The organism is Nakamurella panacisegetis (assembly GCF_900104535.1).
GTDB lineage: Bacteria > Actinomycetota > Actinomycetes > Mycobacteriales > Nakamurellaceae > Nakamurella > Nakamurella panacisegetis.
Window position 1 is genome coordinate 3,339,089 of record NZ_LT629710.1, and the last position, 25,141, is coordinate 3,364,229.

A 25,141-nucleotide genomic window follows, 5' to 3' on the forward strand; every position below is an offset into this window, starting at 1 on the left:
CCCGCGGCGATTCCACAACGGGCGGCGCTGCGCCTCCGGGTCGGGTCCGGGTCAGTCCAGCCAGAGCTTCACCGCCAGTGCGAAGCCGGCCACCGCGATGACGGTCCGCATCAGCGTCGGCGGGACCCGGCGGACGATGGCCGGGCCGATCCGACCACCGAGCACGCAACCGATGCCCAGCGGCACCACCGCCGCCCAGCGGACGTCGGCGAAGACGGCGAAGCCCACGGCGGCGACCGCGTTGGCCACGCCCAGCAGCAGATTCTTCACCGCGTTGGCTGCCGGCAGCGACTTGTCGGTGCCCAGCAGCAGAAGGGCCAGGATCATCACACCGGCCGCGGCGCCGAAATAGCCGCCGTACAGACAGGTGAAGAACAACGTCACCGGCACGAGTGGGCCCGAATGTTCAAGCGCTGCTGTCTCTTTCGAACGCTTGGCCCGGATGGCCCGCAACGACGGGCTGGCGAGCAACAGGACCGAAGCGCCCGCCACCAGATACGGCACCAGATGCTGGAACACCCCGGGCGGTGTGGTCAGCAGCAAGGTGGCGCCGAGGGCGCCCCCGATGATCGCGATGCCGATCCAACGACGGATGTCCGGCCCCTGTCCCCGCAGTTCGGATCGCGACCCGGACACCGAGCCGACGGAACTGCCGATCAGGGCGACCGTGTTGGTGACGTTCGCCGTCACCGGCGGCAGCCCCAGGGCCAGCAGGGCGGGGTAGGAGATCAGGGAGGCCAGCCCGGCGGTCGAACCGGTGATCCCGGCGCCGAACCCGGCCGCCAGGAGCATGGCGGCACTGCCGAGTACGGACGTCACAGTCGCTGACCCTAGGTGGTCCAAGGGCGCACCTTCTGCAACACTGCGTGTCGGAACCGTTCGGGGTGCGCGCGGGATGTGAAAAAGGGGCGGTGATGTCATGGCCGAGATAGTCGTCACCCCACGGCCACGGCCCTGGCGGCGAACGATCGAAGCGCCGACGCTGGCGGCGCTCGGAGCGACCGTGGTGGGCGTGGTCCTGCGTGTGTGGGCCCTTCGGAGCACGGCGCTGGGTGCCTTCAACGGTGACGAGGCCGTGACCGGAGTGATGGTCCGGCGGATCCTGGCCGGACAGAACCACTACGTGTTCTTCGCAGGTCAGCAGTACAACGGATCGTTGGAACAATACCTGCAGGCCGGGATGTACTGGCTGTTCCGGTTGCCCCAGAACCCCGTCACCCTGCGATATCCACAGATCGCGCTGACCGCCGCCGCCACCTGGCTCGTCTACCTGGTCGGATGCCGGCTGCTCGCGCGGCCCTGGGCGGCGGTCGTCGCCGCGGTGCTGTTCGCCTTCGGTCCGTACTGGACGCTGGCCCGCGGCATCGGCACGTTCGGCGCCTATCCGAGCCTGATCGTGGTCGGCCTGGTGGGCCTGTACTGCGCCCTGCGCGTTGGCGAGCCCGGTCGGAGTGGGATGTTCGCCGCGGCCGGGCTCGGGTTCTCCGCCGGCCTCATCGCATGGCTCGGGCTGTCCGGCGTCGAGTTGCTGATCCCGGCCGGCTTTCTGGCTGCTCCCTACTTGTTCCGGCGTTGGCAGCTCTGGATGGCGGCCGTGCCCGGTCTCGTCGTCGGGATGCTCCCGCTCCTGGTGTGGAGCTTTCGGAACCAGACGTTCGCCCTGTTCGACGCCGGCCCACCGATCGCACCGTCCACGGTCTGGCAGCGCCTGCGCAATCTCTTCGATCCGGTGGTCCGGGAGTTCATCGGGGTCGCCTGGACCAACGGATCTCCGGGCTGGCCGCTGGTTCTGCAGTACCTGGCCGTCGCCGGACTCGGCCTCGGCTACATCGTCGCGGTGGTGCGTCGTCGCGCCGGCATCCTGCAGATGCTCAGGTTCCGAAAGGCTGGATGGACACCGTTCGACGCCCTTCTGCTGTCGGTCCCGGTGGTCGTGGTGATCTACGGCGCGTCCAAGTGGGCCTGGGTGTCGGCCGAACCGCGGTATCTGTTCAGCTTCTCTCCGGTCCTCGTCTGGTGCCTGGCCGCGGCCTGGCCGCAGCGACCGAGTGTGGCGCGCGCCGTGGCCGTCATCGCCGGCGCGGCGGTCTTCGCCGCCACCTCGGTCACCATGCTGGCGAACCGGCCCTATGTCCCCGCAGCGCACAGCCTGGCGGACGTCGACGCGGCCAGCCGCTATCTGCGGTCCAGTGGGCAGGGCTTCGGATACGCCGACTACTGGACCGCGATGCCGTTGCTGTACATCGGCGGAGGCGACATCGCAGTGGCCCCGCTGAGCGCCGGTCGCACCAAGTTCCCGGCCGTGACGGCATCGGTTGACCAGGCCGACGACTTCTTCTACGCAGCCACCGGCCCCAGTTCGACGGCGAAGTTCGGGGCCGCGTGGCTCAAGAACGTGTTGCGCGCGCACCAGGTGACCTTCCACGAGGTGCGGTTCGGCCGGGTCGTGGTCCTGGACCAGTTGGAGCCGGCCCTCAAGCCGTGGGAACTGGGGATCGGCACTCCGCCGTCCCAGTAGTGATTCGGGCCGTTCCGCGGGCGCGGCGGACTTCACAGATTTCCTCGGCGCGGCGCGCGGCGCGCCTGCCACCGTGAGCGGGTCGATGACCCTACTTTCATACCCATCAGCACTTGACATAACTATAACCGTCTGGTTGAGGTTCAGGGTTTTCCCGGCCTCGGGCAGCACGGATCGGACCTGGCGAAGAGGTCAGACTTGACTGTCGAAGCACACCAACAAGGAAGGCCAAGGCGATGACGCCACCGCACAACTACCTCGCCGTGATCAAGGTCGTCGGCATCGGCGGCGGCGGCGTCAACGCGGTCAACCGGATGATCGAGGTCGGCCTCCGCGGGGTCGAGTTCATCGCGATCAACACGGATGCCCAGGCGCTGCTGATGAGCGACGCCGACGTCAAACTCGATGTCGGCCGCGAACTCACCCGCGGCCTCGGCGCCGGGGCCAACCCGGAGGTCGGCCGCAAGGCGGCCGAGGATCACCGCGAGGAAATCGAGGAGGTCCTCAAGGGGGCCGACATGGTCTTCGTGACGGCCGGCGAAGGTGGTGGCACCGGGACCGGCGGCGCGCCCGTCGTGGCGTCGATCGCCCGCAAGCTGGGTGCCCTGACCATCGGTGTGGTGACCCGTCCGTTCGCGTTCGAGGGACGGCGCCGCGGCGGTCAGGCCGAGACCGGCATCCAGGACCTGCGCAACGAGTGCGACACCCTGATCGTCATTCCGAACGATCGGCTGCTGCAGCTCGGCGACCTCGGCGTCTCGTTGATGGACGCGTTCCGCAGTGCCGACGAGGTGCTGCTCAACGGTGTTCAGGGCATCACCGACCTGATCACCACTCCGGGTCTGATCAACGTCGACTTCGCCGACGTGAAGTCGGTCATGGCCGGGGCCGGTACCGCCCTGATGGGTATCGGCTCGGCCCGCGGGGAGGGCCGTGCGGTCCAGGCCGCCGGCAAGGCGATCAGTTCCCCGCTGCTGGAGGCGTCCATGGACGGCGCCCACGGTGTGCTGCTGTCGATCGCCGGCGGATCCGACCTCGGGTTGTTCGAGATCAACGAGGCGGCGTCCCTGGTGCAGGAGGCGGCCCACGAGGACGCCAACATCATCTTCGGGACCGTCATCGACGACTCGCTGGGCGACGAGGTGCGGGTCACCGTCATTGCCGCCGGGTTCGACTCGACCCCGTCGATCACCACCCCGGACCGTCGCCCGGCCCGCAATCTGGCCGACGCCGCGGCCGGCGAGATCCGTCATGCACCCGCGGTCGAGGCGCCCGCGCCGCCGCCGACGTACCAGCAGCCGGTGCAGCAGGCGCCGTACGTCCCGGCCACGCCGGCCGCCGCTCCGCCGGCCCCGCACAGCGGTTACGGCGCGCCTCGTCAGGTCCGCCCGATCGACGACGAGGACGATGTCGACGTGCCCCCGTTCATGAAGCGCTGACCCGCTTCTCGAACGCAGAACCATCGCCGAGCGGGGCGACCGGGAGCCTCCGGTCGCCCCGTTCGCCCGTTCCTGGCGTGGATCAACTTCGCAGGCATGGGGGAAATCGGCCACCCCTGTCCCTCTGATCCCAAACCGGCGAAGTTGATCCACGCCGGCCGGATGCGGGAGGCGGCAGGCAGGCGGCAGGCAGGCGGCAGGAACAGCGACCGGACCACACGGACGGACCAGACGGACGGGCGACCCGGGCCGGACCACCGGGACAGGCGCGACGCCCGGGACAGATGTGACAGATGTCGTTTCTCGTGACTGGTCACGGTGTGTCGCACCACGTTCGGTGAGCGCCAGGCCGATAACCTCAGCTGCAGAAGAAGATCCGGCGCACTCCCGTGCCGGCCGAGGAAGGAAGCAGACCAATGGGATCGTGGCGCAAGGTCGGGGCCTTCCTCGGACTCGTTCCGGACGAGGGTCACCACTACGAGGGTGACGACTACGAGGCCGCCGGGTACGAAGGCAGCCAGTACGACGATGGGTACGACTCGCCGCGCGACCGCAGCGGCAGCTACGCCGGCAGCTCCTATTCCCGGGACGCCGACGCCGGTTACTCCGACGGCTACGCCGACCGGAAGTCCGATCACCCGGCGGAGAGCTACCGCAGCGAGGCCCCCGAACCGGTGTCGTCCCGTCCGGTGAGCTCCTCGCGCCGCCCCTTCGCCTCCGAGCCGGTCACCCAGGGAGCACTCGCCATGAAGGCTGACCAGCGGCGTGACGCCGACAGCAGCACCGCCTCCCGGCCGGCCAGCGTCAAGCTGACCGGTTTCGGCGAAGCGCGCATCGTCGGCGAGAAGTACCGCGACGGCCAGTCGGTGATCCTGGACATGACCGGTATGTCCGACTCCGACGCTCGTCGACTGGTGGACTTCTCGGCCGGTCTGGCCTTCTCCCTGCGGGGATCGATCGAGAAGGTTGCGCCCAAGGTCTTCATGTTGCTGCCGGCCGAAGCGGACATCGCCGGCGGGAGCGCAACCGCTCTGGAGGATGCTCGTGCGTACGTCGGCGGTTACGCCGGACGCTGACCGGGCCCCGCGACGTCGGTTCGGGGCGCGAGATCAGGTAGTAGTAGAGGGGTGAACATCGTCTGGCAGGTCGTGTACCTGTTGCTCTGGATCTTCCGGTTGCTGTTGATCGGTCGCATTGTCATCGAGATCGTCCGGATGTTCGCCAAGACCTGGCGCCCGGTGGGGCGCCCAGCGGCGTCGATGGAGATTCTGTACGCCAGTACCGACCCTCCGGTGAAGCTGTTTCGTCGGGTGATCCCGATGGTGCGGCTCGGCGGGGTAGGGTTCGACCTCAGCATTTATGTTTTGTTCATTGTCGTCTGGATCCTGATGGCCGTGACCCAGAACCTGGCCTACGCCAGCGCCTGATTCTCAGCCGTCGTCATCGTCATCGTTGACATCGCCACGCAAGGAGTTAGCAATGCGGCTCACGCCAGCCGACGTCCACAACGTCGCGTTCAAGAAGCCATCGATCGGTAAACGGGGGTATGACGAAGACGAAGTCGATGCCTTCCTCGACCTGGTCGAAGCGGAGCTCAGCCGCCTCATCGAGGAGAACAACGAGCTGACGCAGCGGCTGGCCGCGGCCCAGGCCAGCGGTTTCGCGGCCGGGGCCCCGGCCGAGCAGGCGCCGTACCAGCAGCCCGAGGCTGTGCAGCAGTACGTCGAGCAGGCCCCGGTCGAGGCCGAGCACGACCACGAGGCAGCCGAGGCTCCGGCCCCGGTCGCTGAGGCGCCCGCCCCGGTCGTCGCGGCGGAGCCCGGCCCGGCTGTGCATCACATGCAGGCGGCCAAGCTTCTCGGTATCGCCCAGGAGACGGCCGAGCGGCTGACCAACGAAGCGGCCGCCGACGCCGAAGCCCAGCGGGCAGCGGCCAAGGCCGAGTCCGAGAAGCTGGTCTCCGATGCCCAGGCCGAGGCGAACCGGCTGTTGTCCGAGGCGCAGAACAAGTCCGAGGGCATGGTCAACGAGGCCACGGCCAAGGCCGAGGCCCTCGAGCGGGACAGCCGGATCCGCGCCGACGCCATGGACCGCGAGGCCCAGGGCAAGTACTCGCAGGTCATGGGTCAGCTGACCGAGCAGCGCACCACGCTCGAGAAGAAGATCGACGATCTGCGGGTGTACGAGCGGGAGTACCGCAGCCGCCTGAAGAGCTGGATCACCGACCAGCTCTCCCAGCTGGACGAGGGTGGCGTCGCCGCCAACTCCGAGCCGGCCACCCAGGGCGCCGAGTGAATCAGCGGTAGTCTTTCTGGATAGGACTTGCAGTACGGCGTCGACCCGGCCATCACCGGCGAGCCATTCGGAAGAACGACGTGCAGGTCCCCCGGCTCCGGCCGGGGGATTTGTGCGTTCACTAGAACCGAACGGGACCTGGCCCGTCACAGCCGGAGCGCTGTCACCGCAGCGCGCAGAGTGGCCCGGCGATCCCGGGCAAGTGGGGTGGTACCGCGGTTCCGGCGCAGGTCGCCGGCGTCGTCCCCGCAGCCGAGACGCTGTGTCGACGAGAGGTACCTGATGAGCAAGACCTACCCGCGGGCCGGAGCGACCGAGGTTTCCGCCCGGCCGGATTTTCCCGCCTCCGAGGCGACGGTGTTGGCCTACTGGAAGGCCGACCGGACGTTCCAGGCATCGATCGACGCCCGTGAGCCCGGTGAGAACGGCAGCAATGAGTTCGTCTTCTACGACGGGCCGCCGTTCGCCAACGGCCTGCCGCACTACGGCCACCTGCTGACCGGCTATGCCAAGGACGTCGTGCCGCGCTACCAGACCATGAAGGGCCGTCGGGTCGAGCGCCGCTTCGGCTGGGACACCCACGGACTACCGGCCGAACTCGAGGCCGAGCGGCAGCTGGGCATCAAGGGCCGCGGCGACGTGCTGGACCTGGGGATCGAGAAGTTCAATGACGCGTGTCGGCAATCCGTCATGCGGTACGCCGGCGAGTGGCAGGAATACGTCACCAAGCAGGCCCGATGGGTCGACTTCGAACACGACTACAAGACCCTCGACCCGTCGTACATGGAGAGCGTGCTCTGGGCGTTCAAGACGCTCTACGACAAGGGCTACGTCTACGAGGGCCAGCGGGTGCTGCCGTACTGCTGGGTCGACGAGACCCCGCTGTCCAGCCACGAGCTGAAGATGGACGACGACGTCTACCAGTCGCGGCAGGACCCGTCTGTCACCGTGTGGGTGCGGCTGCAGACCGGAGAGCGGCTGCTGGCCTGGACCACCACCCCCTGGACGCTCCCCAGCAACCTGGCCATGGCCGTCGGGCCGGACCTGGACTACGTCGTGGTCGAGTTCGACGACGAGCGGTACATCCTGGCCGAGGCCCGGCTGGACGCCTACCGCCGGGAGCTGGGGGAGGACGCGGTCGTCGTCGATCGGCTCAAGGGCAGCGAGATCATCGGACGGACCTACGAGCCGTTGTTCGACTTCCTGGCCGACTTCGACCGGTTCGGCACCCAGGCCGCCTTCCGGGTCATCGCCGCCGACCACGTGACGACCGAGGACGGCACCGGTGTGGTGCACATGGCCCCGGCCTACGGCGAGGAGGATCAGCTGGCCTGTACGGCGGCCGGGATCCCGACCATCCTGACCGTGGACGATCGGGCCCGCTTCACCTCGATCGTCCCGCCATTCGAGGGCATGCAGGTCTTCGACGCCAACCCGTTCGTCATCGACGCGCTGAAGGAATCCGGCCACCTCGTGCGCCGCGAGACCTACGAGCACAGCTACCCGCACTGCTGGCGCTGCCGGAACCCGCTGATCTACAAGGCCGTCTCCTCCTGGTTCGTCGAGGTGACCAAGTTCCGCGATCGCATGGTCGAACTCAACCAGGAGATCACCTGGACCCCATCGCACATCAAGGACGGCCAGTTCGGCAACTGGCTGGCGAACGCCCGCGACTGGTCGATCAGCCGCAACCGCTTCTGGGGCAGCCCGATCCCGGTCTGGAAGTCAGACGACCCCAACTACCCGCGGATCGACGTGTACGGGTCCATCGCCGAGTTGGAGGCCGACTTCGGGACGACGGTCACCGACCTGCACCGGCCGTACATCGACGACCTGATCCGGCAGAACCCGGACGACCCCACCGGCCGATCAATGATGCGCCGCGTCACCGACGTGCTGGACGTGTGGTTCGACTCCGGCTCCATGCCCTACGCACAGGTGCACTATCCGTTCGAGAACAAGGAGTGGTTCGAGGGCCTCGACGGTGCGATGACCGGCCACTTCCCGGGCGACTTCATCGTCGAGTACATCGGCCAGACCCGCGGGTGGTTCTACCTGATGCACGTACTGGCCACGGCGCTGTTCGACCGCCCAGCGTTCAAGACGTGCATCAGCCACGGCATCGTGCTGGGCGACGACGGCCGCAAGATGTCCAAGTCGCTGCAGAACTACCCGGACGTCAACGAGGTGTTCGCCCGCGACGGGTCGGACGCGATGCGCTGGTTCCTGATGTCCTCACCGATCCTGCGCGGCGGCAACCTGATCGTCACCGAACCGGGCATCCGCGAGGGAGTCCGGCAGGCCGTGCTGCCGCTCTGGAACGCCTACTACTTCCTCACCCTGTACGCCGGGGCGGCGGAGAAGACGGGCCGGATCCGGACCGATTCCTCTGACGTGCTGGACCGCTACATCCTGGCCAAGACCTCGACGTTGGTCGCCGAGGTCACGGCGCAGATGGACGTCTACGACATCGCGGGGGCCTGCGCGTCGGTCCGCAGCTTCCTGGAGGTGCTGACCAACTGGTACGTGCGTCGGTCCCGCCAGCGCTTCTGGGACGGCGACGACGACGCCATCGACACCCTCCACACGGTGCTCGAGACGTTCTGCCGGGTGGCTGCGCCCTTGCTGCCCCTGACCACCGAAGCGGTCTGGCGCGGCTTGACCGGCGAGCGGTCGGTCCACCTGACCGATTGGCCCGACCCGACCGTGATGCCGACGGACGACGAGCTGGTCGCGGCCATGGACGAGGCCCGCGAGGTCGCGTCGGTGGCTCTCTCGCTGCGGAAGGGAGCCAAGCTCCGCGTCCGGCAGCCGCTGGCCGCGCTGACCGTCGCATCGCCCGCGTTCGAGCGCCTGCAGCAGTTCGGCGCCCTGTTGGCCGACGAGGTCAACGTGCGCAACGTGTCGGTGACGCCGGTCGAGGCCGGCGAGGACCACCGCGTCGAGCGCAAGCTGGCGGTCAACGCCCGCGCCGCCGGCCCACGTCTGGGCAAGCAGGTGCAGCAGGTGATCGGTGCGGCCAAGAAGGGCGACTGGTCGGTGACCGACGGCGTCGTCACGGTCGGCGGGGTCGACCTGATCGAGGGCGAATACACCCTGGACCTGGTCGCCTCCGGCTCCGGGACCGACGTCATCGGGATGCTGCGGTCCGGCGGGTTCGTCTCGCTCGACACCGTGCTGGACAACGAGCTGCTGGCCCAGGGCAGCGTGAACGACCTGCTCCGCCTGGTCCAACAGGCCCGCAAGGACGCCGGGTTCCAGGTGTCCGACCGCATCACCCTGGCCCTGGCCGTCGACGACGACCTCTGGGCCGCGGTCGAACACCGGCGGGAGCAGATCATGGCCGAGACCCTGGCCACCGCGATCGGCCGGGTGCCGGAGATCGTCTCCGACCGGGCGGTCGCCGGCGAGGTGGGCGACGGAGTCAAGCTCACGTTGGCCGTGGCGCTCGCGTCGGCCTGAGCACGGACCGCCAGACCACCATCACGCCCCCGCCGGCCGGCGGGGGCGTGATCGTCGGGTGCCCGGAGCCCGGGCGGCCGTCCCCGCACCGGACGGCGGGATCAGTTCGGCGCGGCAAGACCCACAACTCGCCGTCCGACGTTCGCACGATGCACACGCCGATCTGGTCTGATGGTTGCCTTCCGAGCGCATGATGACGTGCGCCGTGCATGCGGGTCCGGAACGAGCGAGGTTGTGACGATGGTCGAGATGCAGAGCCCCGCTCTGTCCCTGCAGTACGGACGTCCGAACCACTTCCTGCTCCACGTGAGCGACACCCATTTCGTAGGCGACGGCCTGCTCTACGGAGCGGTCGACGCCGAGGCCCACCTGGCCGAGCTGCTCGGTCAGTTCGAGGTGGGTCACGCCCGACCCGAAGCCATCGTCGTGACCGGGGACATGGCCGACAGCGGGGATCCGGCCGCCTACCGCCGGTTGCGGGCGATCATCGAGCCGATGGCGGTCCGTCTCGGCGCCCGGGTTATCTGGGTGATGGGCAACCACGACAGCCGGGCCGCGGTCCGGGTGTGCCTGCTGGACGAAGAACCCTCGGTCGAACCGATCGACCGCGTGCACTGGTTCGGCGGGTTGCGGCTGGTCGCGCTCGACACGTCCGTCCCCGGAAGGCACCACGGCGACGTCACCGAGGCCCAGCTGGCCTGGTTGGCGGCCGAACTGGCCACGCCGGCCCCGGAAGGCACCTTGCTGGCCATGCACCACCCACCGGTGCCGAGCGTGCTCGACCTCGCCGTCCTGGTCGAACTGCAGCACCAGTCGAGGCTGGCCGCGGTGCTGGCCGGCACCGACGTGCGGGCGATCCTCGCCGGACATCTGCACTACTCGACCACCGCGACGTTCGCCGGCATCCCGGTGTCCGTCGCCTCGGCCAGCTGCTACACCCAGGACCTGAGCGTGCCGGTCGATTCGATGCGCAGCCGGGACGGCGCCCAGGCGGTCAACCTGGTCCACGTCTACCCGCACACCGTCATGCACTCGGTCGCCCCCCGGGGAGCGTTCCCGGTGGTGTCCACGGTGTCCCCGGAAGGCGCGGCCGCCTCGCTGCGGGCGGCGGGCCTCGTGATGCCGCCGCTGGGCACAGCCGCCCGGTCCCGGCCCTAGCGACCTCGGCCCGGCGCCGTCGCTAGGCCTGGCCCGGCGACGAGGCCCGGCCGTAGGGGGTCAGTCAGCCCGAGACCGCCGCCAGATCAGCGGCCCCGGTGGATCGCTTCTCCCACGGGGCGGGGATGGCGAAGTACCGGTCGAGGAACTGACGGACGGCGGTGGCCCGCACATCGGCCGGCACCTCGGGGAAGCTCCCGTCGTTGAGGCAGAAGCAGTCGAACCCGCGCCGGCGCAGCAGCTTGTTGAGGCTGTGCAGTCCGGCCTCGGTGGTGGTGTCGATGTACGCCGCCTTCGCGGTCTCGTTCCTGACGGCCCGTCCGGTCAGCAGTGCGTAGTAGTGGTAGAACGAGTTGGTCACCGAGATGTTGTTGCTGGCCCGGAATGCGCTGGACATGGTCGCGCGGAATTCCTCGGCGAATTCCGATTCCATCTCGGCCATCACCGACTTGCGCAACGGCGCCGCGGCGTGTTCCAGGTGACGGGTGGTCAGCTTTCCGAACCGGCCCCGCAACAGCTGCCGGTTGACCCGGGCCGCATTCTCGAAACCGCTGCGCTCACCGTTGTTCTCGCCCACGCCGATGCGGTTGGGCCCCTCCAGGAACTTCGTCACCCCGCCCGAGGTGAAGAACAGGTCCGGCCGCACCGGACGGCCGAAAAACATGTCGTCGTTCGAATACAGGAAATGTTCGGCCAGACCGGGGATGTGGTGGAGCTGACTCTCCACGGCCATCGAGTTGTGCGTGGGCAGTGCCGACGGGTCGGCGAAGAAGTCCTCGCTCCGGACGACGGTGACCTTCGGGTGCTCGTCGAGCCAGGCCGGCCGCTCCGAATCGGTGACGATGAAGATCTTCCGGATCCAGGGCGCGAACAGATGCACCGAGCGCAGGGCGTACTTGAGTTCGTCCAACTGGCGGAAGCGGGCCTCGTGATCGTCACCCTCGCCGACCACGTAGCTGGCCATCCGCCTGGCCCTCGCCTTCTGCCACTCCAGGGATCCGCCGTCGACCCAGGAGAACACGATGTCGATGTCGAAGGTGATGTCGTCGGCGAAGTCGTCGAACATGAAGTCCACCGTGGGCCACGTGCGCCCGTGGCGCTGCACCGTGGCTGGGACGAGAGGGTCCGTGGTCCACTCACTGCGGGTCAGGCGGTTCTCGATCGGCGCCTTGAACCTGGTGCGGCGGAAGGTCCACAGTTCCAGTTGCACGCCGAGCTCGGCGCCGTAGGTCAGGCCACCCCGCAACTCCACCCGCGGCCGGAACAGGCGGAACACCCGCGCCTTCGGGTCGGTCGACAGGGCACCGGCGGCCATCAGGACGGCCGGAGACTTCCGGCGGCCGATTGCCTTGGAGTACAGCGGTTCCGCGGCCGATGCAGTCTGCAGTGCGGAGGCCAGCCGATGGCGCTCACGACGATTGACGGCCAGCACCGGGCGGTCGTGCTCGCCACGGGCCAGGAAGTACTCGATCCCGGCCTCGTCCAGAATGCCGCCGACGAACAGCAGATCCGCGACCACGGCATCCTCCGGCGTCGCGCCCGTGTTGACCAGGGTGAACCGACCGTCGATGACGACCACGTCGGGTCGGGCCAGCAGCAGCGGCCAGGCGGGGGTGTCGTGTGCGTCAGCGATGGTTCAGCTCCAGTTCCCTGCAATTTTCATCGGCGTCGGACGGAATACCTCCGGCGCCGCGTGTGATCCCCGTTTCAACCATCATGACGGACAAATGTTTCGGTCCGAACCACACCGGGTGTCTGTGCCCGTGACCAGAGCATTCCCGGTCTGCGTGATCGGTCGCGGCGTGGAAGGTCACGTCGCTTTCGCCCGGGGGCCGGCCGGCTCAGGCTCCGAGTTCGGCGGCCAGCCGGCTCAGGGCCGGGGAACAGCCGGCGTCGATCCGCCAGGTCGCCAGGCCGTCGCCGCGCGTCGGTCCCCGATTGATGATGACCACCGGGATGCCGCGCCGGTAGGCGTGGCGGACGAACCTCAGGCCCGACATCACACTCAGCGACGATCCGGCGACGAGCAGCGCCTTGGCATCATCCACGGCTGAGAAGCAATGCTGGACAACCGGTTTCGGCACACTGTCGCCGAAGAAGACCACGTTCGGTTTCAGGGCGCCGCTGCAGCGGACACACGCGGCCACCCGGAAGTCGTTCGTGTCGTCGAACTCGACGTCGCCGTCCGGAGCGCTGACCAGGTCAAGGTCGGCGCCGAATTCGGGATTGCCCTCGTCCAATCGGCGGTGCAGTTCCAACCGGGGAGTGATCTGCCCGCAGTTCAGGCAGATCACCTCGTCGACCCGGCCGTGCAGGTCGACGACCGAGCGGCTGCCGGCCTGCTGGTGCAGCCCGTCGACGTTCTGGGTGATCAACTCACTGAGGTGGCCGGCGTTCTCCAGGGCGGCGAAGGCTCGGTGCCCGGCATTCGGAACCGCCGTCCCCATGCGCCGCCAGCCGAGATGACTGCGGGCCCAGTAGCGTTGCTGCGCAACCGGTCCCGACTTGAATTCGGCGATCGTCATCGGGGTCCGCACCGGTGCGCCGGGTCCTCGGTAGTCCGGAATCCCGGAATCGGTGGACAGCCCGGCCCCGGTGAGGGCAACGACCGATCCGCCGGCGAGGAGGTCGACCGTGGCGGCGAACGCGGCCTCGTCCACAACGTCTTCGACGCCGCGGTGTGTGGCCGCCGGCGGGGGTGGGATACGGGTCACGGGCACCGGTCCACGGTACGCCTGGGGCCGCTGTGCGCCCGGGACTATTCGGCACCTGAGTTCGGTTGTACGACCCAGGACGAGCAGCTCCGGGCGGAGTCCGCCGGAGCAGGAAGCAGGCACATCGTGAAGACGAACATCCACCCCGACTACCACCAGGTCGTATTCCGCGATTCCAGCACCGGGGACGAATTCCTGACGCGTTCCACCGCGACCAGTGCCTTGACCGTCGACCACGCCGACGGGCACACCTACCCGCTGATCGTGGCCGACGTGACCAGCGCCTCCCACCCGTTCTGGACCGGGAACGCGCGGGTCGTGGACAGCCAGGGGCAGGTACAGAAGTTCCACCAGCGGTACGGCCGTCGAGTCCGATGAGCCCGGACCGGAGCCGGATCGCCTCGGCGGTCCGGCTCCGGCGTCTGCGATCCGGACCGAGGACTTCGTTCTAGGCTGATGGTCCGCCTCGTCCCAGGGAGTCCCGTGCGCCAGCTCTACGTCATCGGCATCGGTGCGGGTGACCCGGAACAGGTCACGGTGCAGGCCATTCGTGCCCTGAACGCGGTCGATGTGTTCTTCGTGCTGGACAAGGGGGCGGCCAAGGACGACCTGGTCGCACTGCGGGCCGAGATCTGCCGCCGGTACGTCACGGAGCGGCCGTACCGAATCGTCGAGATCGCGGACCCGGATCGGGATCGGTCGGTGCTCACCGGCCGCCAGTACAACGCCGCTGTGCAGGACTGGCACGAGGCCAGGGTGGGCGCGATCGAAGCGGCCATGCTGGCCGAGCTCGCGCCCGGGGAGAATCCGGGTTTCCTGGTCTGGGGCGATCCGGCGCTGTACGACAGCATCATCCGGATCGTCGACCGGCTGCGGGCCAGGGGAGCCCTGGACTTCGACTACCAGGTGATCCCCGGCATCAGCAGCGTGCAGCAGCTGGCGGCCGCGCACCGGATCGTGCTGAACCGGATCGGCGAGCCGATCCACATCACCACCGGGCGGCGCCTGCGCTCCGGGCTGCCCGCCGGACAGGACAACGTGGTCGTGATGCTGGACTCCGACCTGGCCTGCCGGGACCTCACCGAGGCCGGCTTGGAGATCTACTGGGGCGCCTACCTCGGCAGCCCCGAGCAGATCCTGGTGCATGGTCTGCTGGCCGACGTGATCGACGAGATCGCCGGGCGGCGGGCCGCCGCGCGCGAGCGGATCGGCTGGATCATGGACACCTACCTGATCCGGCGGCCCGTCTAGATCTGCTGTGCGGCAACGGATTTCCGCAGTCCGGCGTCGCTGATGGTGAAGAAGGCCAGTACGCCACCGAAGGCGCAGAGTGCCCCCGCGATCAAGACGGCGTGGTGGAATCCGGCGGACAGCAGGGCCTTGTCCGCGTACGCCGCCGGGGTGATGCCGGCCAGGGACGGGAGGACGGCGACGGCGAGCAGACCGGCGATGCGGGCCACGTCGTTGTTGACGGCGGAGGCGACCCCGGTCTGGTGATCCGGCGCGGCGGCCAGGACCGAGGAGGTCAGTGGGGCCACCGTGGCCGACATGCCGAGCGCGAACACCAGCACCGCCGGCAGCACGCCGCCGTGGTAGGTCGACCGTTCGTCCAGCCGGGAGAACAGGGCGATGCCGAGGCCGGCGACGATCGGGCCGACGGTCATCGGCCAGCGCGGTCCGATCCGCTGGGCCAGGGCGCCGCCGCGGGCCGACAGGAGCAGCATGACGACGGTCATCGGGAGCAGGGCCGTGCCGGCCTGCAGGGGTGAGAAGCCGGTGACCCGTTGCAGTTGCACGGGCAGCAGGAACAGCCCGCCGGACAGGGCGGCGTACACCGCGAAGGTGACCAGATTGGCCGCGGTGAACTGGCGGACCCGGAACAGGCCCAACGGCAGCAGTGGGTCCGGGTGCCGCGACTCGAAGAGCACGAACGCGGCCAGGATGACGACGCCGAGCGCGGTCGACGCGATGGTGTAGCCCGGCCAGTTCTGTGCGGGTCCCTCGGTCAGGCCGTACACCAGCGCCCCGAGACCGGTCGAGGCGAGGACGGCTCCCACCCAGTCGAGCCGGCCGGTCGCACTGGTGTCCCTGGTTTCCGGGATGAACCGCTGGGAGGTGATGACGACGACGACCGCCAGCGGGACGTTGATCAGGAAGACCAGTCGCCAGCCCCACGGGGCCACTCCGACCAGGATGCCGCCCAGCACCGGACCGATCGCGGTGGCCACCCCGCCCAGTCCCGACCAGGCGCCGACCGCGGTGGCCCGGTCCTCCTTCCGGAAGACCGCCTGCAGGATGGCCAGCGAACCCGGGGTCAGCAACGCTGCGCCGACGCCCTGGAGGGCGCGCGTCAGCACCAGAGTGCCCGCACTCGGGGCCAGTCCGCACAGCACCGACGCGATGGTGAACCACACCACCCCGACCACGAAGACCCGGCGGCGGCCGAGCCGGTCGCCGAGTGACCCGCCGAGCAGCAGGAGGCCGGACAGGGCGAGCGTGTAGGCGTTCAGGGTCCACTGCAGACCGGTGAGTCCGGCGTGCAGATCAGCGCCGATCCGGGGCAGTGCGACGTTGATGACCGTCGCGTCCAGCTGGGCCAGGCCGCTGCCGAGGACCGTGGCCAGCAACACCCACTTCCCCTGGCTGGAGCCGTAGGCGAGAGGCTGGGGAAGCCCGGCCTCGCTGGTCGTTGCGGGCTCAGCCGGACGGTGGGGTCTGGACACGACGCTCCTGGCGAACGGGCGGTACCGTCCGGCGTGTGCGGTGCCGGACAGCAGGGTCAGGTGAAGCGATTCACCGCTGTCAACCCTAGGCCCGCTCGATCTGTTCCGATGACGGCGGGGCCCCGTCCGGCGGACGTCGGCCGGCACGGCCCGGGCCGGTGGCGGACGGGCCCGGGAGTGATCACGGAGTCCCGGCTGATGCCCTCTCCGATCTCCGGACGTAGCCTGAGATGTCGAGTTGGGGTGGTTGCGGGTAAGGATGGCGGGCAGGACCTATGCGAAGCGACCCAGGTGGGAGCAACGAGTCGGAACCAGCAAGTGAACCCGACGAATTCGACTCCCTGGTGCTCGATGACGACTTCGTGTCGGCCGGCATCCCGGAAGCCTCGTTGGAGCCCCACGAGAGGGCCCTCCCACCGACCATGCGACCCCGGCCGGCCAAGAGGCCGCAGCCGACCGAGGCCGATCACCCGTTACGCGGCTGGGCCGACGCCGGGTTCGGTCACCCCGGACGGGTCCGATCGGTCGGCATCGCGCTGATCGTGGTCATGGTGATGGTCGCCTCGGTCGTGCTGACGGGGTTGCTGCACATCGCCCCACTCGGCGCGGCCGCGACCGGCGCCGGAGGCCCACTGCCGCCGGCGACCGATTTCGCGGCGGCCGACGACACCTTTCCGCCCCGGTTGGCCGGGCTCACGCGCTCGACCCCGTTGGGTACCTGCTTCGACGTGCCGGCCACGGCCGACGTGCCGCGCGCCAGCGTGACTCCCTGCGCCAATCCGCATCGCTACGAGTTGGTCGCCTTCGAGCAACTCACCGGGCGGGCCGACCAGTATCCGGCGGCCAGTTACTGGACCGGCGTGGTCTATCCCCAGTGCCGGTTGGACCTCGCCCGTTATCTGGGTCGGGCGTCTGATCAATGGCCGGTCACCCTGACCGCATCCGCGTTCACCCCGTCGAGGGAGAGCTGGGTGCAGGGGGACCGGACCGTCTACTGCGTCGCCGACCGTCAGCCGTCGGTCGGCGGGAGCGTCCGTTACGCCGGAACGGCGACGGTCCACTCGGCCTGACGGTCAGGTGATCGGCTGGCGGACGTGGATTCCGTGCGCGATGTCCGACGGCAGCTCGGTCGTGATCGCGCCGTCGATGACCAACAGGGCGTTGTCCCGCGTGACGAATTCCAGGACGGCACCCGGCTTGATCCCGCCCCGATGCAGCCGGTCCATGATGGCCGGCTGGTTCTGGACGATCTCGATGATGCGCCGCACCTCGAACCGGCCGCCTTTGGCCGCCGCCGCATCGGCGCCGATCAGGTCGGCGTGGGTCTCGGTGACGCCCGGCTGATCCACGCCGAGTTGGGACAGGCCGGGGATCGGGTTGCCGTACGGGGAGATCTGCGGGTGACCGAGCAGTGCGACCAGGCGCTGTTCGACCTCTTCGCTCATCACGTGTTCCCAGCGACAGGCCTCGACGTGTACGTCGCGCCAGTCCAGCCCGATGACGTCGAGCAGCAGCCGCTCGGCCAGGCGGTGCTTGCGCATGACGGCGACCGCCCGCTCACGACCGAGATCGGTGAGCTCGAGATGACGATCGTCGGACACCATCAGGAGTCCGTCGCGCTGCATCCGCGCCACGGTCTGGCTGACCGTCGGTCCACTCTGGTTCAGACGCTCCGCAATACGGGCACGCAGAGGAAAGATGCCCTCCTCTTCGAGCTCGAAGATGGTGCGGAGGTACATCTCGGTGGTATCGATCAAATCGTTCACGCCGGGACCCCTTCTGACGAAGGCCAAGCCTACCCGGGAACCCACGACGTCTCTGGCCAAGCGACTCACCCAGGAGCGAACATTCGGGCTCGTCCGGCCGGCGGCCCGGAGCGCCCGTCGGTCTGGTCATTCACGGCGCGGTCGCGGCGCCGGTCCGGTTGTCGTCCGGTGGGACGGCCTCCAGCGCCGGCAACGTGGTGACCGGGTACTCCTCGGCTCGTCCCTGCCACACCGACCACCCGAACTCCGGCGTGAGCGACGCGCACAACGGGATCTCGGCATCGACGATCCGGCGGGGAATCGGTTTCTGGTGTTCGAGTTCGAGAGAGAGCGCGCGGTCCACGATGGGCAGCTCGTGCCGCGCCCCGGCCCGGTCGTGGGCGGCGCCCAGGCGGAGCACGATGACCGTGGCCCACGGGCAGACGATGTCGCTGTAGACGACGAGCCCGCGCATGCGCTCAGCCCGCCGCCGGGGCCGGCAGAACACCGAGCTGGATGAGCAGGCCGGCCACGTCCATGATGATGCGGCTCTCGGTGAGCTGGCCATCGCGGTACCGGTCCAGGGTCCACGCCTCGACCTGGACGCTGCGGCAGGTGGCCGGAATGCCGAGGAAGTCGCCGTGGTGGGTACCCGTCCAGGTCGAGAAGCTCATGATGCGATCGCCTTCGGCGACCGTGTCGTGCAACGTCCAGTGCAGATCGGGGAAGGCGGCGAACATCCCGGCGAGCACGTCGGCCAGACCGGCGCGCCCCGGCCCCTGACCCGGGAGGGGGTTCTGTTCGACGAAGTCCTCGACCACCAGTTCGGCCAGGGCCACGTCGAGGTCGCGCGCATTGATGACGTCGTCGGTGAACCGCTGCGCAAGTGACCTGAGGTCAGCGGCCGACGGCGAGGTGGGGGTGGTGGCGGTAGTGGTGAACACAGCGGTGTTCCTTTCGGATGGGATGGGATGGATGGGCGGTCGGTAGATCTGTGGGTTTCGGTCAGAGCGGCAGTTTGTGGCGCAGGATGCCGGCGCCTGCGGCGCGTCCGGAGAGGATCCGGGCGAACTCGATCGCGTCGACCGTCCGGGTGTCACCCGCAACGCCGGCGTGGAAGGTGCCCCCGGCCGGACCGGTGAGGGTGAGGGTGTACGGCTCACCGTGGTGCCGTGACCATTCGGCGAGGATGTCGGCGACGATCCGGCCGTCGTGCTCGGCGGTCAGATCGGGTTCGATTCCGGCCGCACGTGCGATGTCGATCCGGTGCATCCAGACGTCCCGGGTGAAGCCCATGTCGAACAGGTAGCGCAGCGGCTGCCAGCCGATGTGGACGCCGAGCCCGGTCCCGATCGGCAGGACCGGCAGGGCACGGATCGGCGCCGGCATGCGGGTCCGGGCCCGCAGGGCGGCGGCGGAGTGCCGTTGCCACAAGTCAGGCAGGGCCGAGGTTTTCCAGTCGGTGCGGGCCCGGAGTTGGGCCTCGTTGAGCCCGTCCACCCAGTGGTGGCCGCCGATCTGTTCGGTCAGGGGGCGCCCGCCGATCACCTGCCGGAGAAACTCTATCGGGTTGGCCTGCGCCTGTGCCGAGGCGATGAGGTGGACGACGACGTCGCGCACGCGCCAGCCGGGGCAATCGGTCGGGGCATTCCATTGGGCGATGGTGAGTCCGCGGATCTGCGCCAGCAGGCGGGCGTTCTCGGTCGCGGTCACGCGCATGGCCTCGGCGTGGTCGACGGCGTGGATGTTTTCGGCTCGGGAGGGGGTCTGGATCATCACGGCTCCGGGGGGACGAAGTGGTCGATGAAAATGGCGAGCATTGCTTCGAGGTGCCGGGTCCAACGGTCTCCGCCGGGATCATTGGCGACCTGCTGCGAGCCGAGGCCGGCCAGAACCGCGGTGTACACCTCGAGGTGGGCGGGCGTATCGGCGCCCAGGGCGGCCAACAGCCCGGCACATCGGTCGGTCAGGCGGCGGGCCAGGGCATAGGAAGCGGGCGATGGCTCGAACCCAGGGATGGTCCGTTGGAACAACAGCTGCTGGCGAGGCGGGTTGTCGACCACGAAGTCCAGGACGGTGCGGCTCAGCTGGAGCAGTTGCTCACGCGCGTTTCCGGCCGGGGGTACCGCGTCCAGGCGGCTCAGCAATTGCTCGTAGGCCTGGGCGAACATGGCGTCGAACAGGTCCAGCTTGGAGCTCACGTAGCCGTACAGCGACGGCTGCTGCATCTGCACCCGCCGGGCCACCTCGTGCAGCGACACCGCCCCCAGGCCCGCCTCCGTGGCGATCGCCCACGCTGCGGTCAGGATTTGGTCCAACCGCCGCGAGCGGCGGTCGGCGATCGTCTGGGTGGTCATCATTCTCCTATCACTGGTAGGCGCAGTACCTATCATCGATAGTCAGACGGCGGGTGTCAAGGACTTTGTGCCCGCATTTTTCAGAGGGTCCGTAGGGTCTCGGGCCTGGTGGTCGGCCGCACTGCGGGCAGGGTCAAGGCGGTCACGCTCAGGATGGCGGTGAACTCGATCGCCGCGTAGAGAGCAACCGTCCAGCCGTTGATCCGGACCGATCCCATCGCGTCCACCTGCAGAAAAGCCGAGAGCCCGATCCCGACGACGGCCGCGACCACGGTGCCGACGGCGGCCGGGACGGCCGAGCCGATCAGCAGTGATCGGGCCACCGTCGCCCGCGGAACCCCGGCCGCGACGAGCAGGGTGAGCGCCCGACGTCGACGGTTCAGGTCCTCGACGGCGACGAGTACCAGACCGGCCGCAGACACGACCAGGGTCAGCAGTCCGGCGGCGATCAGGCCCACTCGGATGGTGGACGCCAGTTGCAGTCGTCCACTGGTCGGCAACACCTCGGAGAACGAGGAGACATCCGCGCGCCATGTGAGGTCGGCGAGATCGATGCGCAAGGCGCGCAACGTCGCCGGATCAGCCGTCGTGGGCCGGACCAACAGGTAGATGAACGACGAGGACAGCAGCTTCGGCCCGTTCGGACCGAGCGCGCCGACGGTCAGCACCAGTTGCGGTGCGAAATCGAACGACTGTGACTTCAACTCGTCGACCGTGACTCGACGGATGCGGTCCGGGACGACGAAACCGGCGCTCGTATCGCCGAATGTCGGGGTCCACCTCGAGCCTGCGGCCGGGCCACCGGTTCCGCCGTCATCCAGACGGAACGAGTCCCCGTCCCGGCAGTTGGTGATGCCCAGGTTCGCCGTGATCTGCGCGCAGCTCCCGATGTATGCCTCGGTGGACTGCCCGGCGGTGGACCCGGTCATCTGAAGTATGGCCCCGCCGCGGATGTCCGTGTAGTCGCCCGATGCCTTCAGCCGGCCCGGAATGTCGGTGATGTCGGCCGGTGTCGGGGTCTGGACGTTCACGACGTAGGACCCGCGGTGCGCGGCGGTCACCGTCCTGACCGGACTCGTGTCGATCAGTCCGATCAGATACTGAAGGGCGATCGCGCCGGCCAGAACTGTGGCCGCTCCGGCCACCACCCGCGCCGACGTGGTGGACTCGATCTGCAGTCGACGGATCGCGAGTTGCGCTGCTGGCCGGTGGGGGCGGACGCGGGCCAGAGTCACCCTGAGCAGCCAGGGCAACAGCACCGGCACCGTGAGCAACACCAGGACGACCGAACCGGCGAGCAGCCCGAAGGTCTGCCCGCTCCGGAAGCCGGCCGAGAACAACGCGATGCTGCCAAGTCCCACGGCGGTGAGCGCCAGCCGCCAGATCAGGCGCGGGCGGCCCGGGGGGCGATTCCGAACGGTCGAGAGCGGGTCAGTCATGATCCGCCCGGTCCCCAGAACCGTTGTCGCGACTGCGATCAGCGGAATTCCGAGCCCAACCGCCGTCAGCGCGGCAGTGGGCGGCCGCAGATCCGACGGGAAGAAGCTGTCGCCCCCGAGCACCAGCCAGCGGGCTCCGAGACGGGCGACGAAGAAGCCGGCCACCCCGATCATCACTCCCAGAGCGGCACCGACGAGCGATTCCCCGGCGATCAGCCGGCGCACCTGAGGTCGAGAACCACCGAGAAGGCGGATCGCCGCCAGCCGCTGCTCTCGTCCCGCGGTCCCCAGTCGCGAGATGATCAGCACGAAGATCGCCAGCGGAACAAGGACCAGAGCAGCGCCGGCGCTCGCCAGCATCTGGAAGTAGAAGTCGTTCGAACCGGTCGGTTCGTAGTACGGCCCGAGATTCGTGGATCCCTGATTGCCCCATGCCCAGTCGACCATGCTCGTCGTATCGAACGAACCGACCGAGGCATTCCCCGTTGGCCTGATTCCCGCGTAGAAGCGGAGGTCCGTCGGTGAGGTGAGCCCGGAATCCTCGATGACCCCCACGACTCGCCCTGGAATCATTCGACGTAGCTGCACGCCTCCGCTGGAATCGAGAAGCGCCTGGAGCGCCGGTGAGACGATCACATCACCAACTCCCGGGTAGGCGGAAAGTCCGGGCGGGAGTGCTGCTACGCCGGTGAGCGGGGCGACATAATTGCCGGTGACCATTCGGTCGTTCCAGGGCACCTTCGTCTGGTGGATCTCGAACTCGGAAGCCCCGTCCGGCGCTTGCTGATTCGGCGTGTATCGCGGAGCCAGAGCGGCTTCGCGTGTTTCTCGCGCCGCCATCGCACCGGTGATCGACGTGCCCAGGAGCAGCACCACGACGCACAGACCCAGCCCGACGGCGGTCAGCAGCAAACGGGTCCAGCCCGGCCGACCACCACGCACCGCCAGCCGAGTCCCGATGCCGATCTCGACCAGGAACGAACGGAGACCCCTCGACTCCGTCATCCTCACCTTCGGCGATTCGAGAAGAGCGGTCATGCCGGCACTGTCGCGTCGGCGGTGCGACCGTCACGGACGGTGAGCTCCCGATCGGAATACGCCGCGACCTGGACGTCGTGGGTGACCAGGACCACCGCCGTTCCGGTTTCGCGGGCGGTCCGGGCGAGCAGGTTCATCACCTTCTCCCCTTGGAGTGAATCCAGGGCGCCGGTGGGTTCATCGGCGAAGATGACCGACGGATCGCCGATCATGGCCCGGGCGATGGCCACCCGCTGCCCTTGCCCGCCGGAGACCTCACTCGATCTCTGATCGGCGATGTCGGCGACCTCGAGGCGGTCGAGCCACGCCCGCCCGGTCATCTCCGCGGTGCGCCGGGACACCCCGGCCAGGCGCAGCCCGAGAATGACGTTCTCCAGACAGGTGAGCTCGGGCACCAGCTGGCCGAACTGGAACACGAAACCGAACTCGTTGCGCCGCAGAGCAGATCGCTGTCGATCCGACAGCGCTGTGATGTCGGTACCGCGGAACGAGATGGTGCCCGAGTCCGGCTTCATGATTCCGGCCGCGCAGTGCAGCAAGGTCGACTTGCCGGACCCGGACGGGCCGAGCACGGCCAACACCTCGCCCCGTTCAACGCGCAGGCTCGCGCCCTGCAGGGCGTTCGAGCGTCCCAACTTCTTGTGCAGATCCTTCGCCGTCAACAGGCCCCCGGAGTCCTCAGTCATTTCCCCACCCTTTCGGTCATTTCCCCACCCTTTCGGTCAACTCGTCCAGTCGTGACGCGGTGACGTCGAGCCACTTCAGATCGGCTTCGAGATGAAAAAGCGCATGGTCGCAGATCAATTGGTCCGCAAGGTCCCCGGACTGCTTGCGTCGATTGAACTCTCGCATCGTCCGCAGATGCTCCTGCCGTTGCTGGTCGAGGATCTGCCCGGCCGACCGGTGGGACATGAGCGCAAGCACCACCTTGGTGTAGAGGGTGTTCTGGAGGTACTCCTGCGGGCTCTCCGGCGTGGCCAGCCAGGTGTCGACGTCGGTGATCCCGGAGTCGGTGATGGCGTAACGCTTGCGGTCCGGGCCGTCGCCCGCCTCGTGTCCCTCCACCGTCACCAAGCCGTTCTTCAGCAGTCGGGCCAGGGTCGAGTACACCTGCCCGTACGCCAGCGGGCGGCCGGGGCTGAAGAGGTCGTCGTGGGCTCGCTTGAGGTCGTAGCCGTGCGACGGGCCTACTTCCAGGAGTCCGAGGAGTGCTTTGGAGACCGACATGGCAGGACTATACATGCCGTATCTACCTTCGCTACCTACACATTCCAGTCGTCACGTGCGTGGGGTCCCGCACCGCCTGACGTAGCCTTCTCCGGGTCACCGACGACCCACCCGACTCCCGGAGGAACCCGTGTCCAACTCGCTCATCGGCTGCCACGCGTTGGTCTGGACCGGGACCTTCGATCCGGACGGCATCCGTCTCTCGGTGGAGAAGACGAAAAGGGCCGGTTTCGACCTGGTCGAGTTCCCGCTGATGGATCCGTTCACGTTCGACACGGCGGTCGCCAAGGCCGCGCTGGCCCAGCACGGGATGGCGGCCAGCGCCAGCCTCGGGCTGTCGCCGGCGACCGACGTCAGCAGCGAGGACCCGGCGATCGTGGCGTCCGGGCAGAAGCTCCTGATGCGGGCGCTGGAGGTGGTGGCCGAACTCGGCGGTACGCAACTGTGCGGCGTCATCTACAGCGCCATGAAGAAGTACATGGACCCGCTCACCGAACAGGGTCTGGCCAACAGCATCGACGCCATCGGCAAAGTCGCCGACCGTGCGGCCGAACTCGGTCTGTCGATCGCTCTCGAGACGGTGAACCGTTACGAGACCAACATTCTCAACACCGGCCGCCAGGCTCTGGCCTATGTCGAGAAGGTCGGCCGGGACAATGTCGCGGTCCACCTGGACAGCTACCACATGAACATCGAGGAGTCGGACATGTACGCCCCGGTCCTTGACTGCGGCGACAAGCTCGGGTACGTGCACATCGGCGAGAGTCACCGGGGGTACCTGGGAACCGGCAGCGTCGACTTCGACTCCTATTTCAAGGCGTTGGGGCGCATCGGGTATCAGGGGCCGATCGTGTTCGAGTCGTTCTCCTCGGCCGTCGTCGCCCCTGATCTGAGCCGCATGCTGGGCATCTGGCGGAACCTGTGGGACGACAACGAGGAACTCGCGTCCAACGCCAACGACTTCATCCGCGGGCACATCACCGCAGTCGCCTCGATCAATCTTCACTGACCTGCGTGGACGCGGCA

23 protein-coding genes are annotated in these 25,141 nt (G+C 68.5%); 11 read left to right on the plus strand and 12 right to left on the minus strand.

The window, feature by feature from the left end:
* Positions 1-51: 51 nt before the first annotated feature.
* Entirely contained in the window at positions 52-819 is a 768-nt protein-coding gene (locus tag BLS97_RS14935; protein WP_231988122.1) for a sulfite exporter TauE/SafE family protein, read from the minus strand.
* 100 nt (positions 820-919) lie between these two features.
* On the opposite strand from BLS97_RS14935, the gene BLS97_RS14940 reads away from it, so the two are divergent.
* From BLS97_RS14940 to BLS97_RS14970, 7 genes are all read left to right on the plus strand, one after another.
* On the plus strand, positions 920-2,518 hold the full coding sequence (locus BLS97_RS14940; protein WP_157695445.1) for a hypothetical protein: 1,599 nt from the start codon (positions 920-922) through the stop codon (positions 2,516-2,518).
* Between the two features lie 236 nt (positions 2,519-2,754).
* Positions 2,755-3,957: a cell division protein FtsZ gene (ftsZ, locus tag BLS97_RS14945; RefSeq protein WP_090477157.1), complete on the plus strand. Its 1,203-nt coding sequence runs from the start codon at positions 2,755-2,757 to the stop codon at positions 3,955-3,957.
* 416 nt (positions 3,958-4,373) lie between these two features.
* Positions 4,374-5,033: a cell division protein SepF gene (locus BLS97_RS23555; protein WP_197676195.1), complete on the plus strand. Its 660-nt coding sequence runs from the start codon at positions 4,374-4,376 to the stop codon at positions 5,031-5,033.
* 51 nt (positions 5,034-5,084) lie between these two features.
* The gene (locus tag BLS97_RS14955; RefSeq protein WP_090477160.1) at positions 5,085-5,384 is read left to right on the plus strand and encodes a YggT family protein; all 300 of its coding nucleotides are present in this window, start codon (positions 5,085-5,087) and stop codon (positions 5,382-5,384) included.
* Positions 5,385-5,436: 52 nt separating this feature from the next.
* Positions 5,437-6,252 (plus strand): DivIVA-like cell division protein Wag31, encoded by an 816-nt coding sequence (gene wag31 / locus BLS97_RS14960; RefSeq protein ID WP_090477162.1) that lies wholly within the window; start codon positions 5,437-5,439, stop codon positions 6,250-6,252.
* A 282-nt stretch (positions 6,253-6,534) separates the two neighbouring features.
* Positions 6,535-9,714 carry an isoleucine--tRNA ligase gene (gene ileS / locus BLS97_RS14965; RefSeq protein WP_090477164.1) on the plus strand — a complete coding sequence of 1,060 codons (3,180 nt, stop codon included), beginning with the start codon at positions 6,535-6,537 and terminating at the stop codon, positions 9,712-9,714.
* 249 nt (positions 9,715-9,963) lie between these two features.
* Positions 9,964-10,872: a phosphodiesterase gene (locus BLS97_RS14970; RefSeq protein ID WP_197676196.1), complete on the plus strand. Its 909-nt coding sequence runs from the start codon at positions 9,964-9,966 to the stop codon at positions 10,870-10,872.
* Positions 10,873-10,936: 64 nt separating this feature from the next.
* Here BLS97_RS14970 and BLS97_RS14975 read toward each other — a convergent pair whose 3' ends face one another.
* Both BLS97_RS14975 and BLS97_RS14980 read right to left on the minus strand, forming a co-directional pair.
* On the minus strand, positions 10,937-12,469 hold the full coding sequence (locus BLS97_RS14975) for a stealth family protein (protein WP_090477166.1): 1,533 nt from the start codon (positions 12,467-12,469) through the stop codon (positions 10,937-10,939).
* 244 nt (positions 12,470-12,713) lie between these two features.
* The gene (locus BLS97_RS14980) at positions 12,714-13,586 is read right to left on the minus strand and encodes an NAD-dependent protein deacetylase (RefSeq protein ID WP_090477169.1); all 873 of its coding nucleotides are present in this window, start codon (positions 13,584-13,586) and stop codon (positions 12,714-12,716) included.
* Between the two features lie 126 nt (positions 13,587-13,712).
* Here BLS97_RS14980 and BLS97_RS14985 point away from each other — a divergent pair, with 126 nt between their 5' ends.
* Together BLS97_RS14985 and cobF are read left to right on the plus strand one after the other, a co-directional pair.
* Positions 13,713-13,964, plus strand: a complete 252-nt coding sequence (locus BLS97_RS14985; protein ID WP_090477172.1) for a type B 50S ribosomal protein L31 — start codon at positions 13,713-13,715, stop codon at positions 13,962-13,964.
* Between the two features lie 105 nt (positions 13,965-14,069).
* On the plus strand, positions 14,070-14,837 hold the full coding sequence (cobF, locus tag BLS97_RS14990; RefSeq protein WP_090477174.1) for a precorrin-6A synthase (deacetylating): 768 nt from the start codon (positions 14,070-14,072) through the stop codon (positions 14,835-14,837).
* Here the strand turns inward: cobF and BLS97_RS14995 are convergent.
* The gene (locus BLS97_RS14995) at positions 14,834-16,309 is read right to left on the minus strand and encodes a DHA2 family efflux MFS transporter permease subunit (protein ID WP_090477176.1); all 1,476 of its coding nucleotides are present in this window, start codon (positions 16,307-16,309) and stop codon (positions 14,834-14,836) included. The genes cobF and BLS97_RS14995 overlap by 4 nt on opposite strands.
* A 275-nt stretch (positions 16,310-16,584) precedes the next feature.
* On the opposite strand from BLS97_RS14995, the gene BLS97_RS15000 reads away from it, so the two are divergent.
* On the plus strand, positions 16,585-17,379 hold the full coding sequence (locus tag BLS97_RS15000; protein WP_090477178.1) for a septum formation family protein: 795 nt from the start codon (positions 16,585-16,587) through the stop codon (positions 17,377-17,379).
* Positions 17,380-17,382: 3 nt separating this feature from the next.
* On the opposite strand, the gene BLS97_RS24360 is transcribed toward BLS97_RS15000, so the two are convergent.
* The 8 genes from BLS97_RS24360 to BLS97_RS15040 form a co-directional block, all read right to left on the minus strand.
* Positions 17,383-18,075: a metal-dependent transcriptional regulator gene (locus BLS97_RS24360; RefSeq protein ID WP_090477179.1), complete on the minus strand. Its 693-nt coding sequence runs from the start codon at positions 18,073-18,075 to the stop codon at positions 17,383-17,385.
* Positions 18,076-18,205: 130 nt separating this feature from the next.
* Positions 18,206-18,529, minus strand: coding sequence for a hypothetical protein (locus BLS97_RS15010; RefSeq protein ID WP_090477181.1), 324 nt, complete (start codon positions 18,527-18,529; stop codon positions 18,206-18,208).
* Positions 18,530-18,533: 4 nt separating this feature from the next.
* Entirely contained in the window at positions 18,534-18,998 is a 465-nt protein-coding gene (locus BLS97_RS15015) for an ester cyclase (RefSeq protein ID WP_157695446.1), read from the minus strand.
* A 61-nt stretch (positions 18,999-19,059) separates the two neighbouring features.
* Entirely contained in the window at positions 19,060-19,830 is a 771-nt protein-coding gene (locus tag BLS97_RS15020; protein ID WP_090477185.1) for a maleylpyruvate isomerase family mycothiol-dependent enzyme, read from the minus strand.
* A complete protein-coding gene (locus tag BLS97_RS15025) occupies positions 19,830-20,411 on the minus strand; it encodes a TetR/AcrR family transcriptional regulator (protein ID WP_157695447.1) in 582 nt (193 codons plus the stop codon). The genes BLS97_RS15020 and BLS97_RS15025 overlap by 1 nt, the downstream gene beginning before the upstream one ends.
* Positions 20,412-20,491: 80 nt before the next feature.
* Positions 20,492-22,888, minus strand: coding sequence for an FtsX-like permease family protein (locus BLS97_RS15030; RefSeq protein WP_090477189.1), 2,397 nt, complete (start codon positions 22,886-22,888; stop codon positions 20,492-20,494).
* On the minus strand, positions 22,885-23,574 hold the full coding sequence (locus BLS97_RS15035; RefSeq protein WP_090477191.1) for an ABC transporter ATP-binding protein: 690 nt from the start codon (positions 23,572-23,574) through the stop codon (positions 22,885-22,887). The genes BLS97_RS15030 and BLS97_RS15035 overlap by 4 nt, the downstream gene beginning before the upstream one ends.
* A gap of 16 nt (positions 23,575-23,590) precedes the next feature.
* Positions 23,591-24,115 carry a PadR family transcriptional regulator gene (locus tag BLS97_RS15040; RefSeq protein WP_090477193.1) on the minus strand — a complete coding sequence of 175 codons (525 nt, stop codon included), beginning with the start codon at positions 24,113-24,115 and terminating at the stop codon, positions 23,591-23,593.
* Positions 24,116-24,245: 130 nt separating this feature from the next.
* Here BLS97_RS15040 and BLS97_RS15045 point away from each other — a divergent pair, with 130 nt between their 5' ends.
* Complete coding sequence (locus BLS97_RS15045; RefSeq protein WP_090477195.1) at positions 24,246-25,124, plus strand: sugar phosphate isomerase/epimerase family protein; 879 nt, start codon at positions 24,246-24,248, stop codon at positions 25,122-25,124.
* The last annotated feature ends 17 nt before the right edge of the window (positions 25,125-25,141 follow it).

Bases quoted from the DNA above. Each gene is read 5' to 3' on its own strand.
- BLS97_RS14940 (WP_157695445.1), top strand. From the start codon at position 920: ATGGCCGAGATAGTCGTCACCCCACGGCCACGGCCCTGGCGGCGAACG.
- ftsZ (WP_090477157.1), top strand. From the start codon at position 2,755: ATGACGCCACCGCACAACTACCTCGCCGTGATCAAGGTCGTCGGCATC.
- BLS97_RS23555 (WP_197676195.1), top strand. From the start codon at position 4,374: ATGGGATCGTGGCGCAAGGTCGGGGCCTTCCTCGGACTCGTTCCGGAC.
- wag31 (WP_090477162.1), top strand. From the start codon at position 5,437: ATGCGGCTCACGCCAGCCGACGTCCACAACGTCGCGTTCAAGAAGCCA.
- ileS (WP_090477164.1), top strand. From the start codon at position 6,535: ATGAGCAAGACCTACCCGCGGGCCGGAGCGACCGAGGTTTCCGCCCGG.
- BLS97_RS14970 (WP_197676196.1), top strand. From the start codon at position 9,964: ATGCAGAGCCCCGCTCTGTCCCTGCAGTACGGACGTCCGAACCACTTC.
- BLS97_RS15000 (WP_090477178.1), top strand. From the start codon at position 16,585: ATGCGAAGCGACCCAGGTGGGAGCAACGAGTCGGAACCAGCAAGTGAA.
- BLS97_RS15010 (WP_090477181.1), bottom strand. From the start codon at position 18,529: ATGCGCGGGCTCGTCGTCTACAGCGACATCGTCTGCCCGTGGGCCACG.
- BLS97_RS15020 (WP_090477185.1), bottom strand. From the start codon at position 19,830: ATGATCCAGACCCCCTCCCGAGCCGAAAACATCCACGCCGTCGACCAC.
- BLS97_RS15025 (WP_157695447.1), bottom strand. From the start codon at position 20,411: ATGACCACCCAGACGATCGCCGACCGCCGCTCGCGGCGGTTGGACCAA.
- BLS97_RS15030 (WP_090477189.1), bottom strand. From the start codon at position 22,888: ATGACCGCTCTTCTCGAATCGCCGAAGGTGAGGATGACGGAGTCGAGG.
- BLS97_RS15035 (WP_090477191.1), bottom strand. From the start codon at position 23,574: ATGACTGAGGACTCCGGGGGCCTGTTGACGGCGAAGGATCTGCACAAG.
- BLS97_RS15040 (WP_090477193.1), bottom strand. From the start codon at position 24,115: ATGTCGGTCTCCAAAGCACTCCTCGGACTCCTGGAAGTAGGCCCGTCG.